This is a genomic window from Phenylobacterium terrae, assembly GCF_042681205.1.
In the GTDB taxonomy this organism is placed as follows: domain Bacteria; phylum Pseudomonadota; class Alphaproteobacteria; order Caulobacterales; family Caulobacteraceae; genus Phenylobacterium; species Phenylobacterium terrae.
Genome location: NZ_JBHUEY010000001.1, coordinates 2,753,175 through 2,771,768, shown reverse-complemented (window position 1 = coordinate 2,771,768; position 18,594 = coordinate 2,753,175). Strand labels below are relative to the sequence as shown.

At 72.5% G+C, this 18,594-nt stretch carries 18 protein-coding genes; 7 read left to right on the top strand and 11 right to left on the bottom strand.

The features are described from left to right. Nucleotides 1-8: 8 nt before the first annotated feature. From phnL to ACFSC0_RS13850, 3 genes are read left to right on the top strand one after another with little or no spacing between them, the layout of a single operon-like run. On the top strand, nt 9-719 hold the full coding sequence (phnL, locus tag ACFSC0_RS13860; RefSeq protein ID WP_377283567.1) for a phosphonate C-P lyase system protein PhnL: 711 nt from the start codon (nt 9-11) through the stop codon (nt 717-719). Nucleotides 720-721: 2 nt separating this feature from the next. Further along, entirely contained in the window at nt 722-1,858 is a 1,137-nt protein-coding gene (locus ACFSC0_RS13855) for an alpha-D-ribose 1-methylphosphonate 5-triphosphate diphosphatase (protein ID WP_377283568.1), read from the top strand. After that, nucleotides 1,855-2,556, top strand: a complete 702-nt coding sequence (locus ACFSC0_RS13850) for a DUF1045 domain-containing protein (RefSeq protein WP_377283569.1) — start codon at nt 1,855-1,857, stop codon at nt 2,554-2,556. The genes ACFSC0_RS13855 and ACFSC0_RS13850 overlap by 4 nt, the downstream gene beginning before the upstream one ends. Nucleotides 2,557-2,762: 206 nt before the next feature. Here ACFSC0_RS13850 and phnN read toward each other — a convergent pair whose 3' ends face one another. From phnN to phnC, 3 genes are read right to left on the bottom strand one after another with little or no spacing between them, the layout of a single operon-like run. Continuing rightward, nucleotides 2,763-3,377: a phosphonate metabolism protein/1,5-bisphosphokinase (PRPP-forming) PhnN gene (gene phnN, locus ACFSC0_RS13845; protein ID WP_377283570.1), complete on the bottom strand. Its 615-nt coding sequence runs from the start codon at nt 3,375-3,377 to the stop codon at nt 2,763-2,765. After that, complete coding sequence (locus ACFSC0_RS13840; protein WP_377283571.1) at nt 3,304-3,996, bottom strand: DapH/DapD/GlmU-related protein; 693 nt, start codon at nt 3,994-3,996, stop codon at nt 3,304-3,306. Before ACFSC0_RS13840 ends, phnN begins: the two co-directional genes overlap by 74 nt. Beyond that, the gene (gene phnC, locus ACFSC0_RS13835) at nt 3,996-4,781 is read right to left on the bottom strand and encodes a phosphonate ABC transporter ATP-binding protein (protein ID WP_377283572.1); all 786 of its coding nucleotides are present in this window, start codon (nt 4,779-4,781) and stop codon (nt 3,996-3,998) included. Before phnC ends, ACFSC0_RS13840 begins: the two co-directional genes overlap by 1 nt. A 160-nt stretch (nt 4,782-4,941) precedes the next feature. Here phnC and ACFSC0_RS13830 point away from each other — a divergent pair, with 160 nt between their 5' ends. Beyond that, nucleotides 4,942-5,799, top strand: coding sequence for a PfkB family carbohydrate kinase (locus ACFSC0_RS13830; protein WP_377355167.1), 858 nt, complete (start codon nt 4,942-4,944; stop codon nt 5,797-5,799). A gap of 228 nt (nt 5,800-6,027) precedes the next feature. Here ACFSC0_RS13830 and phnE (ACFSC0_RS13825) read toward each other — a convergent pair whose 3' ends face one another. Genes phnE (ACFSC0_RS13825) through phnD form a run of 4 tightly spaced genes read right to left on the bottom strand, consistent with a single transcriptional unit; the run spans nt 6,028 to nt 9,534 of the window. Next, a complete protein-coding gene (gene phnE, locus ACFSC0_RS13825; RefSeq protein ID WP_377283575.1) occupies nt 6,028-6,849 on the bottom strand; it encodes a phosphonate ABC transporter, permease protein PhnE in 822 nt (273 codons plus the stop codon). Beyond that, nucleotides 6,846-7,739 carry a phosphonate ABC transporter, permease protein PhnE gene (gene phnE / locus ACFSC0_RS13820; protein WP_377283576.1) on the bottom strand — a complete coding sequence of 298 codons (894 nt, stop codon included), beginning with the start codon at nt 7,737-7,739 and terminating at the stop codon, nt 6,846-6,848. Before phnE (ACFSC0_RS13820) ends, phnE (ACFSC0_RS13825) begins: the two co-directional genes overlap by 4 nt. Then, nucleotides 7,736-8,584 carry a PhnD/SsuA/transferrin family substrate-binding protein gene (locus ACFSC0_RS13815; protein ID WP_377283577.1) on the bottom strand — a complete coding sequence of 283 codons (849 nt, stop codon included), beginning with the start codon at nt 8,582-8,584 and terminating at the stop codon, nt 7,736-7,738. The genes phnE (ACFSC0_RS13820) and ACFSC0_RS13815 overlap by 4 nt, the downstream gene beginning before the upstream one ends. Beyond that, nucleotides 8,581-9,534, bottom strand: a complete 954-nt coding sequence (gene phnD, locus ACFSC0_RS13810; RefSeq protein WP_377283578.1) for a phosphate/phosphite/phosphonate ABC transporter substrate-binding protein — start codon at nt 9,532-9,534, stop codon at nt 8,581-8,583. The genes ACFSC0_RS13815 and phnD overlap by 4 nt, the downstream gene beginning before the upstream one ends. 281 nt (nt 9,535-9,815) lie before the next feature. On the opposite strand from phnD, the gene ACFSC0_RS13805 reads away from it, so the two are divergent. Further along, on the top strand, nt 9,816-10,715 hold the full coding sequence (locus tag ACFSC0_RS13805) for an aminoglycoside adenylyltransferase domain-containing protein (protein WP_377283579.1): 900 nt from the start codon (nt 9,816-9,818) through the stop codon (nt 10,713-10,715). 24 nt (nt 10,716-10,739) lie between these two features. On the opposite strand, the gene ACFSC0_RS13800 is transcribed toward ACFSC0_RS13805, so the two are convergent. The 4 genes from ACFSC0_RS13800 to ACFSC0_RS13785 form a co-directional block, all read right to left on the bottom strand. Next, nucleotides 10,740-11,468, bottom strand: coding sequence for an IclR family transcriptional regulator (locus ACFSC0_RS13800; protein ID WP_377283580.1), 729 nt, complete (start codon nt 11,466-11,468; stop codon nt 10,740-10,742). A gap of 2 nt (nt 11,469-11,470) precedes the next feature. After that, nucleotides 11,471-12,862, bottom strand: coding sequence for a carboxylesterase/lipase family protein (locus ACFSC0_RS13795; RefSeq protein WP_377283581.1), 1,392 nt, complete (start codon nt 12,860-12,862; stop codon nt 11,471-11,473). Then, nucleotides 12,859-14,310 carry an MmgE/PrpD family protein gene (locus tag ACFSC0_RS13790; RefSeq protein ID WP_377283582.1) on the bottom strand — a complete coding sequence of 484 codons (1,452 nt, stop codon included), beginning with the start codon at nt 14,308-14,310 and terminating at the stop codon, nt 12,859-12,861. The genes ACFSC0_RS13795 and ACFSC0_RS13790 overlap by 4 nt, the downstream gene beginning before the upstream one ends. 133 nt (nt 14,311-14,443) lie before the next feature. Beyond that, nucleotides 14,444-15,763 carry a hemolysin family protein gene (locus tag ACFSC0_RS13785; RefSeq protein ID WP_377283583.1) on the bottom strand — a complete coding sequence of 440 codons (1,320 nt, stop codon included), beginning with the start codon at nt 15,761-15,763 and terminating at the stop codon, nt 14,444-14,446. Nucleotides 15,764-15,957: 194 nt separating this feature from the next. On the opposite strand from ACFSC0_RS13785, the gene ACFSC0_RS13780 reads away from it, so the two are divergent. Further along, nucleotides 15,958-17,025 carry a serine hydrolase domain-containing protein gene (locus ACFSC0_RS13780; protein WP_377283584.1) on the top strand — a complete coding sequence of 356 codons (1,068 nt, stop codon included), beginning with the start codon at nt 15,958-15,960 and terminating at the stop codon, nt 17,023-17,025. Then, entirely contained in the window at nt 17,018-18,583 is a 1,566-nt protein-coding gene (locus ACFSC0_RS13775; RefSeq protein WP_377283585.1) for a carboxylesterase/lipase family protein, read from the top strand. The genes ACFSC0_RS13780 and ACFSC0_RS13775 overlap by 8 nt, the downstream gene beginning before the upstream one ends. Nucleotides 18,584-18,594: the final 11 nt, after the last annotated feature.

Sequence of the window (18,594 nt, the reverse complement as noted above, 5' to 3'; positions counted from 1 at the left end):
GGCCAGTCATGTCCGCCCTTCCGCCGCCCTCGATCGTCGTCGAGGACCTGGCCAAGACCTTCGTGCTGCACAACGCCGACAGCGCGACCATTCCCGTGTTCGAGAACCTGCGCCTGGAGGTCCGCCCCGGCGAGTGCGTCGTGCTGGCCGGCGAGTCCGGCGTCGGCAAGTCCACCCTGATGCGCTCGATCTACGGCAACTACCTGCCGACCGGCGGCGGGGTGAAGGTGATGCACGACGGCGCCTACGTCGACATCACCTCGGCCGCCCCGCACGAGGTGCTTGAGGTGCGCCGCCGCACCCTCGGCTACGTCAGCCAGTTCCTGCGGGTGATCCCCCGCATCCCCACCCTCCAGCTGGTCATGGAGCCGCTGCTGGAGAACGGGGTCGAGGAGGAGGACGCCCGCGCGCGCGCCGTCGAGCTGCTCAAGGCCCTGCGCCTGCCGGAAGCCCACTGGGAGCTGCCGCCGGCGACCTTCTCCGGCGGCGAGCAGCAGCGGGTGAACATCGCCCGCAGCTTCATCCGCAAGTACCCGGTGCTGCTGCTCGACGAGCCCACCGCCTCGCTGGACGCCGAGAACCGGGCCATCGTGGTGGGCCTGATCAAGGCGGCGCTCGCCGAGGGCGCGGCGATGATCGGCATCTTCCACGACGAGGACGTGCGCGACGCCGTCGCCACCCGCCTCTTCCCGGTCTCGCAGTTCAAGGCGGCGGCCTGACCATGGTGCGCATCTTCTCGCAGGCCGTGGTGACGCCGGAAGGCCAGCACGCGGCCGAGGTCGTCGTGGAGGACGGCGTCATCGCGGCGGTGGAGGCGGCGCAGGCCCCCTCGTCCGGCGCCCTCGACTGGAGCGGCGAGGTCCTGATCCCGGGCCTCGTCGACATCCACACCGACAACTACGAGAAGCACTACCAGCCGCGCCCAGGCGCCCTGTGGGACGCCTACGGCGCGGCCCTGGCCCACGACGCCCAGTGCGCCTCGGCGGGCATCACCACGGTGTTCGATTCCCTCAGCCTGCACGGCTCCAAGGACGGGCTGAACCGCAAGGACGCCCTGCCGCCGATGATCGCGGGCATGGACGCCGCCTACGCCGACGGGGCGCTTCGGGCCGACCACCTGCTGCACCTGCGCTGCGAGGTGACCAACCCCGAGCTGCTCGCCCTGCTCGAGCCGCACGTGGACCATCCGCGCCTGAAGCTGCTGTCGGTCATGGACCACACGCCCGGCCAGCGGCAGACCGCCAACACCGAGCGGCTGCAGCAGCGGATGGTCGCCGCCGGCCGTTCGGAAGAGGAGATCGGCGAGATGCTGGCACGCCGCCACGCCGGCCGCGATCCCTCCGTCGCCCCGGACAACCGCCGCAAGGTCGTCGCCTTCGCCCGCGAGTACGGCCTGCCGCTGGCCGCCCACGACGACGCCAGCGTCGAGCATGTGGAGGAGGCCCGCGACGACGGCTGCGCCATCGCCGAGTTCCCGGTGACCCTGGAGGCCGCCCGCTGCGCCCGCAGTTTCGGCATGGCCATCTGCATGGGCGGGCCGAACTTCGTGCGCGGCGCGTCGCATTCGGGCAATCTGTCGGCCCGGGAGGCGGCTGAGGCCGATCTCCTCGACATCCTCGCCTCGGATTACGTGCCGCTTTCGATGCTCCGCTCCGCCTTCATGCTGATCGACCTGTTCGGCTGGGCGCCGGAGAAGGCGATCGCGACGGTGACCTCCGGGCCCGCCCGCGCCTGCGGCCTTGCCGACCGCGGCGAGATCGCGCCGGGCCAGCGCGCCGACCTCGTCCGCGTCTCGCGCCGCGGCGACGGCTGGCCCGTCCCGCTGGAAGTCTGGCGCGAAGGCCGGCGCGTCGCATGAGCCCCAGGTACGCGGTCTACTACGCTCCGCCGGCGGAGAGCGCCCTCTGGCGCAAGGCGTCCGCCTGGCTGGGCCGCGACGCCGACACCGGCGATGCGCTGGAACGGCCCGCCCTCCCCGGCCTGGACGGCCTCGACCTCGAGGCCCTGACCCAGGATCCGCGCGGGTACGGCTTCCACGCGACGCTGAAGGCGCCCTTCGAGCTCGCCGCGGACGCGACCGAGGACGAACTGCTCGCCTTCGCGGGCCGGTTCGCCGCGGACCGCCCCGCCTTCGAGGCCGAGATCGCCCCGGCCGCGCTCGGCGCCTTCCTGGCGTTCCGCCCCATGGGCGCCAGCCTGGCCCTCTCCGAACTCGCCGCCGATTGCGTGCGCGCCTTCGACCCCTTCCGCGCGCCGCTGTCCGAGTTCGACCTCGCCCGCCGCCGGCGCGCCCCGCTCACGCCTGAGCAGGACGCCCAGCTCGTCCAGTGGGGCTACCCCTACGTGTTCGGCGACTTCCGCTTCCACATGACCCTGTCCGGCTCCATCCGCGACGAGGCCGTCCGCGCCCGCGTGCTCGCCGCCCTCCAGGCCCACTTCGCCGAAGAGACCGGCCCCCACCGCTTCGCCGGGATCGCGATCTTCAAGCAGCCCGACCGCAACGCCCCGTTCACCATCCTCGAGCGGTTCGGTTTCAAGGCGAAGGTCGCCGCCTAGTCTCCTCTCCCCCGAGGCGAAGCCCGAGGGGAGAGGATCAAGGAGAGGGGTGGAGCGGCCTATCCGCATCGTGGGCGACGCCTCAAGGGCCAGCCGACATCGATGCCGCGCGACCTGTGCGACCATCTGGTGGGGCCGAAGCGCCGCTTCGCCCCTCACCTCAATCCTCTCCCCTCGCACTTCGTGTCGGGGGAGAGGAGGCTTTCTCAGCGCCTGATCGCCGCCACGAACGACGCGACCGCCTCGTCGAGCGTGCCGTCGTTGCGCACCTCGACCACGTCCTCGCCGGCCACCAGGAAGGCCTCGGCTCTGGCCAGGCGCAGCTCGATCTCCGCGGCGCTCTCGCGGCCGCGGGCGGCGAGGCGGGCGCGGACGACCTCGGGGTCCGCGACGATGGAGATCACCCGCACGCGCGAGAAGGTGCGCTGGGCGAGCGGCACGGCGGCTCTGGAGACGTTGACCACCACGCGCCGGCCGGCGGCCAGATCGTTCCGCAGGCCCGCGGGCACGCCGTAGCAGAGGCCGTGGGCCCGCCAGGAGAGGGCGTACTCGCCGGCCGCCTCCCTGGCCTCGAACTGGGCGACCGTGACGAACCGGTGGTCCTCGCCGCCGGCGTCCTCGGGCCTGGTGATCTCGCGCCTGGGGAAGACCACGCGGTCGTCGCCGGCCAGCGCCGCGCGGGCGCGGTCGATCAGGCTGTCCTTGCCGACACCAGAGGGGCCGACCACCAGAACCAGCAGGCCGAGCTCAGCTGTACTTTTCGACGAAGGCGTCGGCGTCGAGCCGGCGGAAGTCTTCGAGGGCGCCCTTGAGTCGATCATGCTCCCAGTCCCACCAGGCGATGGCCAAGATGCCGTCCTGCACGGCCTTCGGGAACCGCTCCCGGATCGGCCGCGCCGGGACGCCGCCCACGATGGTGAAGGGCGGCACGTCCTTGGACACCACCGCGCCGGCCCCGACAACCGCTCCCGTACCGATCGAGACGCCCGGCAGCACGGTCGCCCCGTGGCCGATCCAGACGTCGTGGCCGAGGCTCACCCGGTGCGAGCGGCGCCAGTCGAAGAACTCCAGGTCGTCCTCCTCGGCCATGTGGTAGGAGCGCGCCCGGTAGCTGAAGTGGTGCTGGGCCGCCTTCCAGGTCGGGTGGTTGCCCGGGTTCAGCCGCGCGTCGCGGGCGATCGAGCAGAACTTGCCGATCTCGGTGTAGGTCGCCGAGGCGTCGTTGACGATGTAGCTGAACGCGCCCATCGCCACTTCCGACAGGCTGGTCCGCGCGCCCACGCGCGTCCAGGGCCCCAGCACGCAGTCGTGCACCTGGGCCTCGGGATGGATGGCCGGATGCGAGGGGTCGACCTGGCCGAGGTCGTCCTGGATCGGGCGGTAGCGGTCGAAATAGACCTCGCCGGCGGCCAGCGGCCGGCTGGTGAGCTGCAGTCCCATCAGGCGGCGGCCACCACCTTGAGCGGCTCGGCCGATGCGGGCGGGCGCGGCGCGCGCACGCCGTAGATCCGGTCGACCACCTCGGCGGTCAGCTGGTCGGGCGCGCCGTCGAACACCACCTGGCCCTTCGCCATGGCGACCACGCGGGTGCAGTAGCGGCGGGCGATGTCCAGGCTGTGCAGGTTGACGATGACCGGGATGCCCCGCTCCTGGGCGGCGCGCTGCAGGGCCTCCATCACCACCTCGGCGTTGACCGGGTCGAGCGAGGCCACCGGCTCGTCGGCCAGCAGCATGTCCGGCTCCTGCATCATCGCCCGGGCGATGGCCACCCGCTGCTGCTGCCCCCCGGAGAGGGTGCTGGCCCGCTGCAGGGCGGCGGGGGCCATGTCGAGGGCGTCGAGCTCGAGGATGGCCCGGGCGCGGTCGGCGGCCGGGAACATCTTCAGAAGGCTGGGGCCCAGCGGCCGCTCGGCGACCACGCCCACCAGCACGTTGGTGATCACGTCCAGCCGCGGACAGAGGTTGAACTGCTGGAAGATCATCGCGCAGCGCCGGCGCCAGCGGCGCAGCTCGCGGCCCTTGAAGCGGGTGACGTCCTGGCCGTCCCACTTAACGCTGCCCTCGGTGGGGTCGGTCAACCGGTTGATCAGCCTAAGCAGGGTCGACTTGCCGGCGCCGGAGCGGCCGATGATCCCGACCACCTCGCCCCGATCGATCCTCAGCGAGACCCCGGCCACCGCCGCCGTCTCGCCGAATTGCTTCCGAAGCCCCTGCAGTTCCAGCATGCGCGTCCCCTTCCGGGTGGGTTTTCAGGACCCTATCGGCGGGCCATGACCGGCCCGTGACGCCGGGCGGGCCGGCGGAAGCGCCAGGCGCGCGATTTGTCGGCTTGGCCGTGCGGGCCCGGCCTGTGCGGATGTCATGGCCGCGTGGGCAAACGGATCGATGAGCCTGGCCTTGAGACTTCTGGTGATCGGCGCCGTCGCCCTCGACCGGCCGGTGCGGCTGGCCGGGCCGCTGAAGCCCGGCGCGCGGCTGGCGGCCGCCTCGCTGGGCGATGCGCTGGAGGGCCGGCTCGGCGGCGGCGGCGCGGCCGCGGCGGTCGCCCTGCGCGCCGCCGGATGCGAGGTCGCGCTGGTCTCGGTCATCGCCGGAGACGCCGACGGCGATCACGCCCTAGAGCTCGTCGCCCGGAGCGGCGCGGACCTGCGGCTCGTCGTCCGTCGGCCGGGCGAGAGCCGAACGACGCTCATCCTCATCGATCCCGACGGCGAGCGGACCATCATCGGCCTCGGCGCCCGGCCCGCCGCCCTGCCGCCGCTGCCGCCGCCCGACGCCGCCTTCGACGGCGTCCTCGTCCGCTCCCCCTACCCCGGCGCCGAGGCCTGGGCCGCCGCCGCCCGCGGCCCGGTCGTGGTCCACTGGCCGGCGCCCACCTACCCTGGCCCCGCCGACGTCGTGGTCGCCTCCGCCGACGATCTTGCGCCCGAGGTCCTCGCCGACCCTTGGCGCGCGGCCGCGGCCCAGGTCGGCGAGCGCCTCGAGTGGATGGTGGTGACCCGCGGCGGGGACGGCGCGATCGCGTTCGGCCGACAGCGCCACGTGCGGGCCCGCGCCCCGGCCGCCGAGGTCGTAGACTCCACCGGCGCCGGCGACGTCTTCGCCGCCGGCCTGCTGGCGGCGCTCGCCGGCGGCGCGCCCATCGAAAAGGCGCTGGCCACCGCCTGCACCTGGGGCGCGGCCACCGTGGCGCTGGACAGCTCCGCCCCCACCGACGCCCCGCCCGAAACCTTCCGCCTTTGACCTCCTACCTCCCCCGCGAAGCGGCGGGAGGGGGACCAGTCGCCGAGCGAACCGAAGAGCGACTGGTGGAGGGGGCGGGCCGCAGGCGCGGCGTTTTGAACTGCCGGCAGGTCGCGGTGGCGAGGCGGTGCAGGTGGCCCGCCCCCTCCACCCCCCGCTCTTCAGCCGGCGTTCGCCGGCCTCGGCGGGCGGTCCCCCTCCCGCCGCTTCGCGGGGGAGGTAGGGGCCCTAAGCCAGCTTCTTGCGCAGTTCGCGCGAGAGGGTGTCGAGGCCGGCGACGGCGAGCATGTAGAGGAGGATGATGAAGGCGGCCTGGTCGAAGGCGAAGATGCGGATCCGCTCCTCCAGCTCGAAACCGATGCCGCCGGCGCCGACGATGCCCAGCACCGCCGCATTGCGGAAGTTGCCCTCCAGGAAGAACAGGCTCTGGCTGGCCATCACCGGCGCGACCTGGGGCGCCAGGCCATAGCGCATCACCTTCAGGGGGCTCGCGCCGGCCGCCCGCACGCCCTCCACCGGCCGCCCGTCGACGTTCTCTATGGCCTCGGAGAACAGCTTGGCGAGGTTGGGGATGTCGGCCAGGGCCAGGGCGATCACGCCGCCGAACGGGCCCAGCCCGAAGGCCGAGACCAGGATCAGCGCCCAGACCAGGGCGGGCACGCCGCGGAACAGGTCCAGGCACCGGCGGAAGGCGAAGTGCAGGGCCGGCTGGGGGACCACCGTCTTGGCGCCGATCACGCCCAGCGGGATGGCCCCCAGCACCGCCAGCACCGTGCCGGCGAAGGCCATGGCGAAGGTCTCGGCGATCGAGCGCAGGATGCGCGGCAGCTGGCCCCCGTCGTCCGGCGGCACGGCCGTGCCGAGCAGCCGCCCGAGCTTGCCGAAGCCGGTGAACAGGGTCTGCGGCGTCAGCTGAAGGTCGATGGCCATCAGCGTCAGGGCGACCAGCCCGCCGGCCACCAGCGCCAGGCGGCCCGCACGGCTTCCCCAGGACGGCTGCATGGCCCGCGGCGCGGCGGCCATGGCGAGGCGATAGGCGTCGTCCTTCATTTCGCCCCCTCCAGGCCGATCAGCCGGTGACGGATCCACTCCGAGGCGACGTCGATCAGGAAGATCATCCCGACGATCAGCAGCAGGATCGCCAGATAGGTGTCGAACTCAGTGTAGGTGATCGCCCGCTGCAGCTCGAGGCCGATGCCGCCCGCGCCGACGATCCCCAGCGCCGCGGCCCCGGCGAGGTTCCCCTCCAGCCGGATCAGCGCATAGGAGGCGTAGGCCGGCAGCACCTGCGGCAGCACGCCGTAGCGGATCTTGCGCACCAGGCCTGCGCCGCTCGCCTCCAGGGCCTCCAGCGGACGGGGGTCGACCTCCTCGTTGATCTCCGAGAACAGCTTGCCGAGCGATCCCATGGTGGAGATCGCCAGGGTGATCACCCCGGCCAGCGGTCCGACCCCGAAGGCGGCCACCAGGATCAGCGCCATGATCAGGTCCGGCAGGGTGCGGATCGCCTCCAGCGTCCGGCGCACCGCGAAGCGGACCGGCGACAGCGGCATCAGGTTGCGCGCGCACAGGAAGCCGGCGAACAGCGCCATCAAGGCGCCGAGGGCGGTGGCCAGGATGGCCATCTCCACCGTCTGCCAGCCGGCCTTCAGCCACAGCGGCAGGTCGTAGAACCACCAGTAGAGGGAGCCGTCGGTCTGCCTGCCCTCGAACAGGACCTCGGCCTTCAGGTCCGGCGCCATCCTGTCCATGAAGTCGGCGATCCGCCCGAGGGGATCGCCCCCGACCTCGGACGTGAAGAACTCGCTGCGGTGGAAGGAGACCGCCAGCAGGGCGGAGAAGAGGCCAAGGCCCACCGCCGCCTCCAGCCGCTGGCGGCCCAGCGCCTTGCGGCGCGTCCGCTCGAACTGCGCGACGACCTCGGCTTCGGGGCGGCTCATTTCATCAGCGCCAGGGTGAGCGCCTGGGCCTCCGCCGGCTCGAAGGACTCAGGGTTGGCGCCCAGCTTCGGCGCCGCCCAGGCGAAGGCCTCCGGCGCCTCCAGGTGCAGGGCGACGTGGACGCCGACCAGTTGGAAGCGCAGCGGGTCCGGCATGTCGTTGCGGACGGCCAGCGCCTGGGCCGCCTGGGGCCTGGCCTTCCAGACCACCGCCAGGTCCGCGCACGGCTGGTCGCTGGGCGAGAGGCCGCGGCACTGCCGACGCCAGGCGCCCGCGTGCAGCACGGCGGCGTCGGCCCGGCCGGCGCGCAGGTCGGCCAGCGCCGCCTCCTCATCGGCGGCGATCGTCTCGGCGCCGAAGAAGCCCTCGCCGGCGCCGTGGTCGGCCAGCGCCTGTTTCGGCAGGTGGAGCGCGGCGGGGATCGCTCCGCCGAACACCACGCGCCGCCCCTTCAGGTCCGCCAGCACCCGGTAGGGCGCGCCCGCCTTCACCGCCACGAGCGACGGGATGCGGTTGAGCGCGCCCTTCTCGCGCACGGTCATGATCGCCCGCGCCTGGCCGGCGACGGCCGCGAACGCGGCCGGGTCGAGCGGCGCGATGTCAACCTCGCCGGCGGCCAGCGCCCGGGCGGCGGCGGCGGCGTCGGGATAGGGGCAGTGGCGCACCTCGCGGCCCAGCCGCGCCTGCAGGTGCTGCGCATAGGCCTGCTCGCCGGCCGGAGCCGAGGCGGTCGGCGCCGCGCACGGCCCTTCGGCGCCGATCACGCCGATGCGGAACGGGGTCTGGGGGTTGGGCCCGGCGGCCATCAGCAGCAGGGCGCCCACGGCGAGAGCGATACGCCTCATGGCCTGCGCCCCCGACGCTGGCTGAGATCCTGGTCGCGCAGCTTGATGATCTGCGCGTAGTGGGAGCGGTTCACGGCCGTGAAGGCCGAGCCGTCGGCCTGGCCGATCTGGCTCCACATCTCCGGATCGTCGTACGGCAGGGCGGCCATCGCGCCCCGCACGGTGTCGATGAACGCCTGCGGCCGGTCGGTGCGGGTGACGATCGCCGAGTTGGGGATCGGCCCCACGGTCCAGATGATGCGGAAGTCCTTCAGGTCCACCACCCCGCGCCGGGCCATGGTGTAGTGGGCGCCGGTGGTGAAGCCGTGCTCGGGCGTGCCGCCGCCGACGTTGATGATGGTGGCGTCGAACTGGCCGTTCTCCAGCGCCATCACCGCCTGGGTGTGGCCGCCGGCGAAGGTCGACTTTCCGAAGAAGGTGTCGGGGTCGATCCCCTGCTCGCGCAGCTGCGAGCGGGGGTAGAGGTAGCCGGAGGTGGAGTTGAAATCGACGTAGCCGAGGGACTTGCCCTTCAGGTCCTGGACGGTGCGGTAAGGGCTCTCCGCCTTCACCAGGATCGCCGAGTAGTAGCCCATGGCCCCTTCGGCGTCGCGGACGGTGAGGATCGGGGCCACCTTGTCCCCCACCTGGGCGTCGACGTTGGCGTAGCCGCCGCCGGCGATGTTGGCCATGTCCACCTGGCCGGTGGAAAGCGCCTGGATGGTCCCGTTGTAGTCGGAGCTCTCGTAGAGCTTCACCGGCAGGCCGGTGGCCGCCTCCAGGTGGCGCTTGTAGACGTCCCAGCGGCGGGCCATCTGCGGGTCGTCCTCGGAGCCGCGGACGGCCATCCGCACCTGCCCCATCTGCGCCCGCCAGTCCCCGCCGGCCGTGGCGCCTTCGCGCTCGCCGCCGCCGCAGGCCGTCACGAGCAGCGCGAGGCCCGCCCAGCCGAGGCTCTTGCCAGCCCCCATCCGACACCCTTTCCGCGGGGCCCTGCTACGCGGCCCGCTCGTTGGCGGCAGGTCTTGCAGCAGGCGTGTGTCGTGCGCGTGAAGCCCGCGTTGCGATCCGACGACGGGCCGAAAGGTTGTCCGCGGCGGCCCAGAGGCGGTACTCTGCGGCCGTCCAGAGGAGAGCCCGGATGCGCGCCAGCCACGCGGCTTCTTAAGTCCGCCGCCGCCCTAGCGGCCGCCGCCTGATCCTCGCGCGCCACCGCGCCGCGAGCGCTGAAACTCGTTCGGGACACACTGAGATGACCAAGCCTACAGAGGGCGCGCCGCCGCTGCGCGCCTGGACCCCGCACGCCGACCTCGACGGCGTGCTTCACCGCTGGCTCGTCGGCCTGCACGCCCTTCTCGGCGACAACCTCGTCGGGGCCTATCTGCACGGCTCCCTGGCGGTGGGAGACTTCGACCAGGCCAGCGACGTCGATTTCCTGGTCGTCCTGCGCGACGACATCCCCGCCACGGACATCGGCCCCGTCCACGAGTTGCATCGGGAGCTCTGCCGCCTGCCTGGGCCCTGGGCGCAGAACCTCGAGGGCTCGTACGCCCCCGCCTTCGCGCTTCGGCGGCTCACCACCGAGCCGCGGGATCCGCCGGGCGAGCCCAGGCCCGACGGCTTGCGCGAGCCGGGGATGTGGCGGCCCGGGCCCTACGCCTATCCCTTCTGGTTCGTCAGCGAAGACGAGGCCCCGGTCCGCCGGGAGTACGACAACTGCCAGATGGTCCGCTGGGTGCTGCGCGAGAAGGGCGTGCGCCTTACGGGCCCGCCGGCCGCGGAACTGGTGGACCCGGTGAGCGGCGAGGATCTGAGGCGCGAGGCCGCCCAGGTGCTGCTCGGCAACCTCGAGCGCCTGACGCCGGAGCTGTCGTGGTTCAGGAGCGCCTACGGCCAGGCGTCGGGCGTGCTGATCTGCGCCCGGGCCCTGGGAACGCTGGAGACCGGCGAGGTCCGCTCCAAGCGCTCGGCGGTCGCCTTCGCCCGGGCCAGGCTCGAGCCCCGCTGGGCCGACCTGGTCGCCGCCGCCTTCGCCGAGCGCGCCAGGAGCGCGGCCGGGCCGGAGGCCGACCGACGCCCCGACCCTCGCGCCGTCGCCGAGACCCTGGCCTTCGGGCGCTGGGCGGCGGAACGGGCGGCGCAGGTTCGATGAGCGACCCGGCCGCCCAACGGGGGCTTATGCGGCGCTCTCGGCGATCCGGGCGCAGGCGTGCAGCACCGCTTCGACGATCTGGGAGCGCTTCGCGGCCGAGATGCGCTCGGCCGGGCCGGAGACGGTGATCGCCGCCGGGGCGCCGGCGGCCGGAATGGCGGCGGCGATGCCGATGACGCCGGCCGAGGCGTCGCCCTCCGAGATCGCGTAGCCCTGGCGGCGGACCTGCGCGAGCTCGGCGAGCATCCCGTCCAGGTCCAGGTCGCGGGCCCAGGGCCACCGCAGGCGGGTGTTCTCCAGGCTGCGCGCAGGATCGTCGAGCTGGGCCAGCATGGCCTTGCCCGACGGGGTCAGCCAGGCCGGGGCCCGGCTTCCCGGGCGGGTGGTGAACCGGAGCGGCCGCGGCGACAGCAGCTTGTCGAGGTAGAGCACCTCCTCCCCGTCGAGCAGCGTGAGGCTGACGGTCTCGCCGGTGGCGCGGTGCAGCTCGCCCATCGCCGGCGCGGCCGCCCGGCGGGCCGGGTGGGCGTGGAGCACCCCCACGCCGAGCTCCCAGAGCTTCAGGGTGGGCATGTAGCGGCCGGTCTCCGCCTCCTGCGTCACGTAGCCGAGCTTGGAGAGGGTCCCGAGCAGCCGGTGGACGTTGCTCTTCTGCAGCTCCAGCCGCTGGGCGATGGCGCTCAGCCGCAGGGGCCCGTCGGCCCGGGCCAGCAGCTCCAGCACCGCCATTCCTTTTGCGACCGTGGTGTCCAAGCCTACTCCTCGTCCCGACTGGTCGGCCCCGGCGGCGCCCCGTTCGGGGGCGAGCGCAGATCCTGGGCCTTACCGAGCGACGGCCTCTCCTGGAAGATCGCCACGGTCCGATCGTTGGCCTCGGTCCGCGCCGGCCAGACGAACCCGCCAGGCCCCTCGATCGCCCGGGCCCCCGCCGGCAGCTTCGCGAAGGCGACCCAGCAGGCGTGGATGTAGTCTGCGACGGACTGGTCCTTATCCGTCGCGCGGCCGCCGATCCGGCGGTCGCGCCTCAGGGTGTCGAAGACGTAGGGGATCTCGGCCGCGTGCGCCGCCCCGTTCGGCTGTTCGGCCCGTCGCCAGTCGGGCACGTAATCGAAGAAGTACTGCCAGACGGGGGCGCCGCTCATGGCGTAGGTCGCCACGCGCTGGGTGCCCGACAGGCGCCCCTCGTCGCTGTTGGTGCCGATGATCATCGGCACGTCGATGGCCTCCCCGGCGGCGAACGCGTCCATGATCGACTGCGTCTTCACCCGGCCGTCGATGACCGTGCGCAGGCCCGCGCCGAGGCGCTCGACGCCGATCACCGCCTCGCCGGGCAGCGCCCGCAACTGCTCGACCGTGGCCTCGGCCCCCGGCAGGCCCAGCGCCGAGGCCAGCCGCGCGCCGAAGGCTTCGGCGGCGGCCAGAGGCGTCCCCGGCGTCGGCAGCGAGCCGGTCGACTGGACGATGGCCTTGTCGAACAGGCCCCTGGCCATCGGCGAGGTGAGCAGGTTGGCGGTGATCGTCGCGCCGGCCGACTCGCCGAAGACCGTGACGTTGCCCGGATCGCCGCCGAAGGCCGCGGCGTTGTCCTTCACCCAGCGCAGCGCCGCCATCGCGTCGAGCAGATGGTAGTTGGCCAGCCCCTCGCCGGCCGGCGTGGCCCGGGTGAGCGCGGGATGGGCGAAGCCGCCGAGCGCGCCCAGCCGATAGTTGATGGTGACCAGGATCACGCCGTCGCGGGCGAAGGCCGACCCGTCGTAGCTGGGGACCGAGCCGGATCCCATTGTCCCGCCGCCGCCGTAGATCCACACCATGACCGGCGCGCCGCGCGCCTCCGCAGGGGCCCAGACGTTGAGGTAGAGGCAATCTTCGGACGAGGCGCCGGAGACCCCGGCGCCGTTCGGCCGCCCGTCGGAGGGCGTCCGCTGCAGGCCGGGCGGCCCGAAGGCGGTCGCCGCCCGCTCGCCGGTCCAGCTCAGCGGCTGCGGCGCACGCCAGCGCAGCTCTCCCACCGGCGGCCTGGCGTAGGGCACGCCGAGGAAGCGGACGAGGCCGCCCTCACGCGCCCCGACCAGCACGCCGGATCGGGTCTCGACCTTCACCGGCCCGGAAACTCCGGCCGCGGGGGCCGTCAGATCGGCGTCGGTCATGTGGCGATCATCCCGGCGAGTTCGCCCGCATTCGGCATCGCCTCGAGCGTCCAGACCCGTTCGACCAGGGCGTCGGTGCGGGCCTTGCCGAGCGCCGGCGTCAGCAGTCCCCTCGCCTTCTCCTCGACCTCGGCCCTGGACATCGGGTGGGAGGGGAAGCCGGTCACGTAGGGCACAAAGGCCTCGCGCCGGCGCCCGCCCGCCTCGGTGACGATCACGCGCGCCGACTCGACCCGCTCCTGGCCGGGGCCGGCCTCCTGCTTGGGATCGTGGACCACGTCCACCCTGCCCATCAGCGCCCCCACCTGCGCATCGCCGTGCATCCGCTCCAGCGACTGGGCGGAGACGAAGTCCAGCCGCCGGTCGATCAGGATGATGGCGGTCAGGTAGCGCAGGTTGAGCGCCGGCATGGCCGCGTCGCGGAACGCCTGCCAGCGGCCCGGCATCTCGATCCGGACGCTCTCGATGCGCTCCCTGTCCAGCTCCGGCAGCAGCTGGAGCAGGCCCTCGACCGCCGGCTGGGTCGGCCCGCCGGTGGGGTATTTCTTGTAGGCCGTCAGCGGCAGCTCCCAGCGCGAGCCCAGCTCCTCGACTAGGTAGGCGCGGTTCAGGTCCCCGCCGGGGGCGGTGAACATGCCCTGGTTCATGAAGCCGCCCGGGTGGTCGAGGTTGTCGCGCACCCCGCGGAAGCCGTGCTCGACGAACAGCGCCGCCTGCAGCCCGGCCCGGGCGCCCATGCCGGCGAAGACGAACGACTTCTCCACGTGCTCGACGTCGAGCAGCCACTGCCAGGAACCGGACGCCTGCTGCGAGCAGTAGGTCAGGACGTCGCTGATGCGGTCCTCCGCCAGGCCCGTCAGCGAGGCTGCGCAGGCGGCCACGCCGAAGGTCGGCGCGATCCCGTGGTTGGCGAGCCCCGAGCGGTTGAGGTTGGCCCGCCCGAGCGCCTTGGGCAGCCGGCCGGCGATCTCGTAGCCGACGATGACGGCCTTCAGCACGGCCGCGCCGGGCAGGCGCCGCTGCTCGGCCAGGGCGATGGCGGCGCTGACGATGGCCGGCCCCGGCTGCACGAGAGCGGAGGGATTGAAGTCGTTGATCTCGGCCCCGTGGGCGGTCATCGCCGAGGCGAACACCGCATCGACGATCGCCGCCTTTTCGTGCGTCGCCAGGATGGTCGCCGCGCTTCTGCGGGCGTCGCCCGAGTGCGCCAGGGCGAACCGGCGGGCCAGGACCGACGGCTCCAGGTCCCGGCAGGCGACGGTCGCGGCCAGGGTGTCGAGGATGTGCCGGCGGCCGAGGTCGAGCGTCTCCTCGTCAATTTTCATCGACTGGGCGCCGGCGATGAACCGGCTGAGGGGACCCGTCACCGCAGGCGTCGGCGCGGCCGGCGACGGGCGGGCGCCCGTGGCGGGGCGGGCGGTGAGCGTCCCCTCGCTGTCAGTGGTCATGCCGGGTATCCGAGTGGAGGGCCCGAACGCCCGCGCCGCGACCGCCGGGGCGTTCTATTTATTGGAACGACGTATCGATATTCTTGAACAGGACGACACCTTCCGCAAGCCCGCCATCCCTCCTGACCGGGACTCAGCCGGAGAGATCCTCCAGCCCGAGGCCGGACTCCGAGACCCGGATGACGAGCTTGTCGATCCGCCGCTCGTCCATATCGACGACTTCGATCTGAACGCCGCCGACGGTCAGGGTCTCACCCTCCGCGGGGAAGCGGCCGAGACGGTCGAGGATCAGGCCTGCGATGGTGTGGTATCCGTGCCCATCGCCGAGGGAGACGCCGAGCACGTCGCTCAGCTCGACGAGATCGGCCCGGCCGTCGACCAGCCAGCTGCCGTCCTCCCGGCGGATGATCGCCTGCCCGGGCTCGTCGTGCGCCTCGTTGAAGTCGCCGGCGATCATCTCCAGCAGGTCGGTGGGCGTGATCACCCCCTCCAGGCCGCCGAACTCGTCGACCACGAAGGCCATGTGGGTGGCGGAGCCCTTGAGCTGCGCAAACGCGCCCAGCAGCGAGGTGGTCTCCGGGATGTAGAGCGGCTCCTGGATCAGCGCACGCAGGTCGAACGGCCGGTCCTCCAGCAGCATGTCGGCCACGTCGCGCTTGTGGACCACGCCGAGGGGGCTGTCGAAGTCCTGGCCGGAGACCACCACCATGCGCGAGTAGGGACAGCTTCGGATATCGTCGCGCAGCGTCTCCTCGGGATCCTCCAGAGAGACCCAGTAGACGTCGCGCCGCGGGGTCATCGCCACGCGGACAGGGCGGTCGCCCAGGCGCATCACCCCCTGGATCATCTCCTGCTCTTCCGGCTCGATCACGCCGGCGCCCGTGCCTTCCGCGAGGACCGTCTCCACCTCCTCCTGGGTGATGGCGCTGCCGTCGGCGTCCTTGATGCGCAGCAGCTTCAGCGCCAAGGCGGTGGATCCGGTCAGCAGGGTGACGAAGGGCGACATGGCGGCCGACAGCAGCTGCAGCGGGCGGGCCACCACCCTGGCGATCGCCTCGGGATGGATGAGCGCGATCCGCTTCGGCACCAGTTCGCCGACGATGAGGGAGAGGTAGGTCAGGACGACCACCACGACCCCGGTCGCGATCGCCTCGGAATAGGGGGCGAGCGCCGGAACGTTCTGCTCCAGGAGGCCGTCGAGCTCGCCGGCGATGGTGGCCTGGCCGAACGCGCCGGCCAGGATGCCGACCAGGGTGATCCCCACCTGGACGGCCGAGAGGAAGCGGTTGGGATCCTGCGCCAGGCTCAGGGCGGCGCGAGCCCCCCGGCTCCCCCGCTCCGCCTGCACCTGAAGCTTCACTTTTCGCGACGAGACGATCGCCAGCTCGGACATGGCGAACAGGCCGTTCAGGACCACCAGGAGGAGGACGACGGCCGAAGCGATGAGCAACATCTGTTGGAGGGTTCCAGGCGCGCCATTCATGCGAGGCGCCCCGCCAGCTTAGCGGAAGACGGGACGATGCACAGGCCGCAAGCTTCATCGTCCGCCCCGCAAGATCGCGGATTGACGTTCCGTCGCCCGCCTCCGATGATTTCGCCACATGAAATTGCGTTCCGTTATTTGGAACGTCTGAGGACGACGCATCGATGGCCGAAGGCGCCGAGAAGGGACCGGGACTGGGGCCGTGGGTCGTCTCCACGCCGGCCGCCCAGGGTCTCGACGCCCAGGCCCTGGCCGAGGCCGCCGAGGCGCTGGGACAGCGGGGCGAGCGCCAGGGGCTGGTGGTCGTGCGCGGCGGCGAGATCGCCTTCGAACGGTACTGGGCCAACCCCTGGCATCGGGCCGAGCCCGGCTGGCGCAACGTCTCCTTCTCCTCGGGCAAGTCGTGGGGCGCGACGATGGTCGGGCGCGCGATCACCGAAGGCCTGATCCAGCTGGACGACCTGGCCAGCCGCTATCATCCCGCCGAGGTCTCGGGTCTGCAGCCGGACGTGACCATCCGCCACCTGCTGACCATGACCAGCGGCGGCACGCTGATGGTCAAGCCCAGCACCCGGCGCCCGCGCCGGCTGGACGCCGCGCCGAAGCCTCCGGGTCCCGGGGACGAGTACGTGAGGCAGCCGGTCGGCGAGAAGGGCTCGCCCGAGGGCTACGGCGTCTCGCTCGCGGCCGGCTCGACCTTCTACTACGACGGCGCGGCGGCCGATCACCTGGCCGACGTGATCGCCGGCGCCAGCGGCGTCAGCAGTCACCGCTACATGATGGAGAGGGTGGTCGCAGCGCTCGGCTGCGAGACCTTCGGCTACCAGCCGGAGGGCGTCGACAAGGCCGGCAACGTGCGCATCGGCGGCTCGATCCTGATGTCCTGCCGCGATCTGGCCAGGCTCGGGCAGCTCTATCTGAACGGCGGCCGCTGGGCCGGACGCCAGCTCGTCGCCCGCGAGTTCATTGAGGAGGCGGTGAGCCCCTCCCCGCGCAACCCCAACTACGGCTTCCTCTGGTGGCTGAACACCAACGGCCGCGTGCCCCTGGCGCCCCAGGAGATGTTCTACGCCGCCGGCGCGCGCGGCCAGTTCTGCTTCGTGCTGCCCCGCCACGACATGGTGATCGCCACCATGGGCTTCGGGGAAGCACAATTGAGCGCCGAAGACGCCTGGCAGGCCCTGGCCAAGGTCCTGCCGCCCAGCGATCCCCTAGGAGGCCCCCATGCCTGAAGACTTCGCCGAAAGCGCCATCGTCCAGACGAGCTGCGGGAAGGTGCGGGGCTACGTGTTCCGCGGCGTCAGCATCTACAAGGGCATGCCCTATGGCGCGCCCACCGGCGGCGAGAACCGCTTCCTGCCGCCGAGGCCGCCGAAGCCGTGGACCGGCGTCCGGGAAGCCGTCGACTACGGCGAGACCGCCCCCCAGGCGCCGGGCGGCCTCTCCGTCGGCGGACCGCCGAACAAGCGCACGGAGATGGGCGAGGACTGCCTGGTCCTCAACGTCTGGACGCCGTCTCCGGACGCGGGCCGCCGGCCCGTGCTCGTCTGGCTGCACGGCGGCGGGTTCGAGGCGGGCTCGGGCTCCAACATGCTCTACGACGGCGCCAACCTGGCGCGTCGAGGCGACGTGGTGGCGGTGACGATCAACCACCGGCTGGGCGTCTTCGGCCACTGCGCCCTGGCCGACGCGATGGGCGATGAGTTCGCCGGCTCGGCCAACACCGGCTTCCTCGACATCGTCGCGGCGCTGGAATGGGTGCGCGACAACATCGAAGCGTTCGGCGGCGACCCGGGCAACGTGACCATCTACGGCCAGTCCGGCGGCGGGCGGAAGGTCAGCATCGCCATGGCCGCCAAGGCCGCCCGGGGGCTGTTCCACAAGGGCATCGTGCAGAGCGGCTCGCACATCCGCCTTTTGACCCGCGACCAGGCCAACGAGCTGACCGACCGGCTGCTCAAGGCGCTGGATATCCGTCGGGGCGACGTCGCGACGCTTCGGGCGCTGTCCTGGCAGGACATCCGGCGGGCCAACCGCGACGTGCAGGGCCAGACCAACCGCCGCTTCTCGCCGACCATCGACGAGACGGTGTTCGACGCCCACCCGTGGGACCCGGCCGCGCCGGCCATCAGCGCCGACATCCCGATGATGATCGGCACCTGCCGGACCGAACTCTCCAACCAGCTGGGCACCGCAGACGAGACCAACTTCAGCCTCACCGAGGCGCAGATGGCCGAGCGGCTGGCCCGCTTCGTGCCCGCCGAGGACGTGCCGGCGCTGGTCAAGACCTTCCGGGCCGAGAACCCGGCGGTCAGCCCGTCCGAGATCTTCTTCAAGATCACCACCGCGCGCGGCTACTGGCTGGACAGCCTCATCCAGACGGAAGCCAAGGCGAGGCAGGGCCGCGCCCCGGTCTGGTCCTACCGGCTGATGTGGAAGACGCCGGTGGAGGGCGGACGGCGGATCACGCCCCACTCCCTCGACCTGCCGTTTGTCCACGACAACGTCTCCAAGGCCCGGCACATGGTGGGCCCGCCGACGGCGGAGACCGAGGCCATGGCGAACGCCATGAGCGAAACCTGGCTGGCCTTCGCCCGGACCGGCGATCCCAACAACCCGGCCATTCCGGAGTGGGCGCCCTACGACCTGGAGCGGCGGCCGGTGATGCTGTTCGACACCCCCTGCGAGGTCCGGGACGACCCGCACCGGGCCGAGCGCATCGCCATCCAGGCCTACCCCACCCAGCAGATCGGCCGCGTGCTGCACCGCCAGACCCTGAACGCCGGCTAGGAGCGGTCCCC

Excerpts from the sequence above, each read along its gene's own strand:
- phnL (WP_377283567.1), top strand. The coding sequence starts at position 9 with ATGTCCGCCCTTCCGCCGCCCTCGATCGTCGTCGAGGACCTGGCCAAG.
- ACFSC0_RS13855 (WP_377283568.1), top strand. The coding sequence starts at position 722 with ATGGTGCGCATCTTCTCGCAGGCCGTGGTGACGCCGGAAGGCCAGCAC.
- ACFSC0_RS13850 (WP_377283569.1), top strand. The coding sequence starts at position 1,855 with ATGAGCCCCAGGTACGCGGTCTACTACGCTCCGCCGGCGGAGAGCGCC.
- phnN (WP_377283570.1), bottom strand. The coding sequence starts at position 3,377 with ATGATCGACTCAAGGGCGCCCTCGAAGACTTCCGCCGGCTCGACGCCG.
- ACFSC0_RS13840 (WP_377283571.1), bottom strand. The coding sequence starts at position 3,996 with ATGGGACTGCAGCTCACCAGCCGGCCGCTGGCCGCCGGCGAGGTCTAT.
- phnC (WP_377283572.1), bottom strand. The coding sequence starts at position 4,781 with ATGCTGGAACTGCAGGGGCTTCGGAAGCAATTCGGCGAGACGGCGGCG.
- ACFSC0_RS13830 (WP_377355167.1), top strand. The coding sequence starts at position 4,942 with ATGAGCCTGGCCTTGAGACTTCTGGTGATCGGCGCCGTCGCCCTCGAC.
- phnE (WP_377283575.1), bottom strand. The coding sequence starts at position 6,849 with ATGAAGGACGACGCCTATCGCCTCGCCATGGCCGCCGCGCCGCGGGCC.
- phnE (WP_377283576.1), bottom strand. The coding sequence starts at position 7,739 with ATGAGCCGCCCCGAAGCCGAGGTCGTCGCGCAGTTCGAGCGGACGCGC.
- ACFSC0_RS13815 (WP_377283577.1), bottom strand. The coding sequence starts at position 8,584 with ATGAGGCGTATCGCTCTCGCCGTGGGCGCCCTGCTGCTGATGGCCGCC.
- phnD (WP_377283578.1), bottom strand. The coding sequence starts at position 9,534 with ATGGGGGCTGGCAAGAGCCTCGGCTGGGCGGGCCTCGCGCTGCTCGTG.
- ACFSC0_RS13805 (WP_377283579.1), top strand. The coding sequence starts at position 9,816 with ATGACCAAGCCTACAGAGGGCGCGCCGCCGCTGCGCGCCTGGACCCCG.
- ACFSC0_RS13795 (WP_377283581.1), bottom strand. The coding sequence starts at position 12,862 with ATGACCGACGCCGATCTGACGGCCCCCGCGGCCGGAGTTTCCGGGCCG.
- ACFSC0_RS13790 (WP_377283582.1), bottom strand. The coding sequence starts at position 14,310 with ATGACCACTGACAGCGAGGGGACGCTCACCGCCCGCCCCGCCACGGGC.
- ACFSC0_RS13785 (WP_377283583.1), bottom strand. The coding sequence starts at position 15,763 with ATGTTGCTCATCGCTTCGGCCGTCGTCCTCCTCCTGGTGGTCCTGAAC.
- ACFSC0_RS13780 (WP_377283584.1), top strand. The coding sequence starts at position 15,958 with ATGGCCGAAGGCGCCGAGAAGGGACCGGGACTGGGGCCGTGGGTCGTC.
- ACFSC0_RS13775 (WP_377283585.1), top strand. The coding sequence starts at position 17,018 with ATGCCTGAAGACTTCGCCGAAAGCGCCATCGTCCAGACGAGCTGCGGG.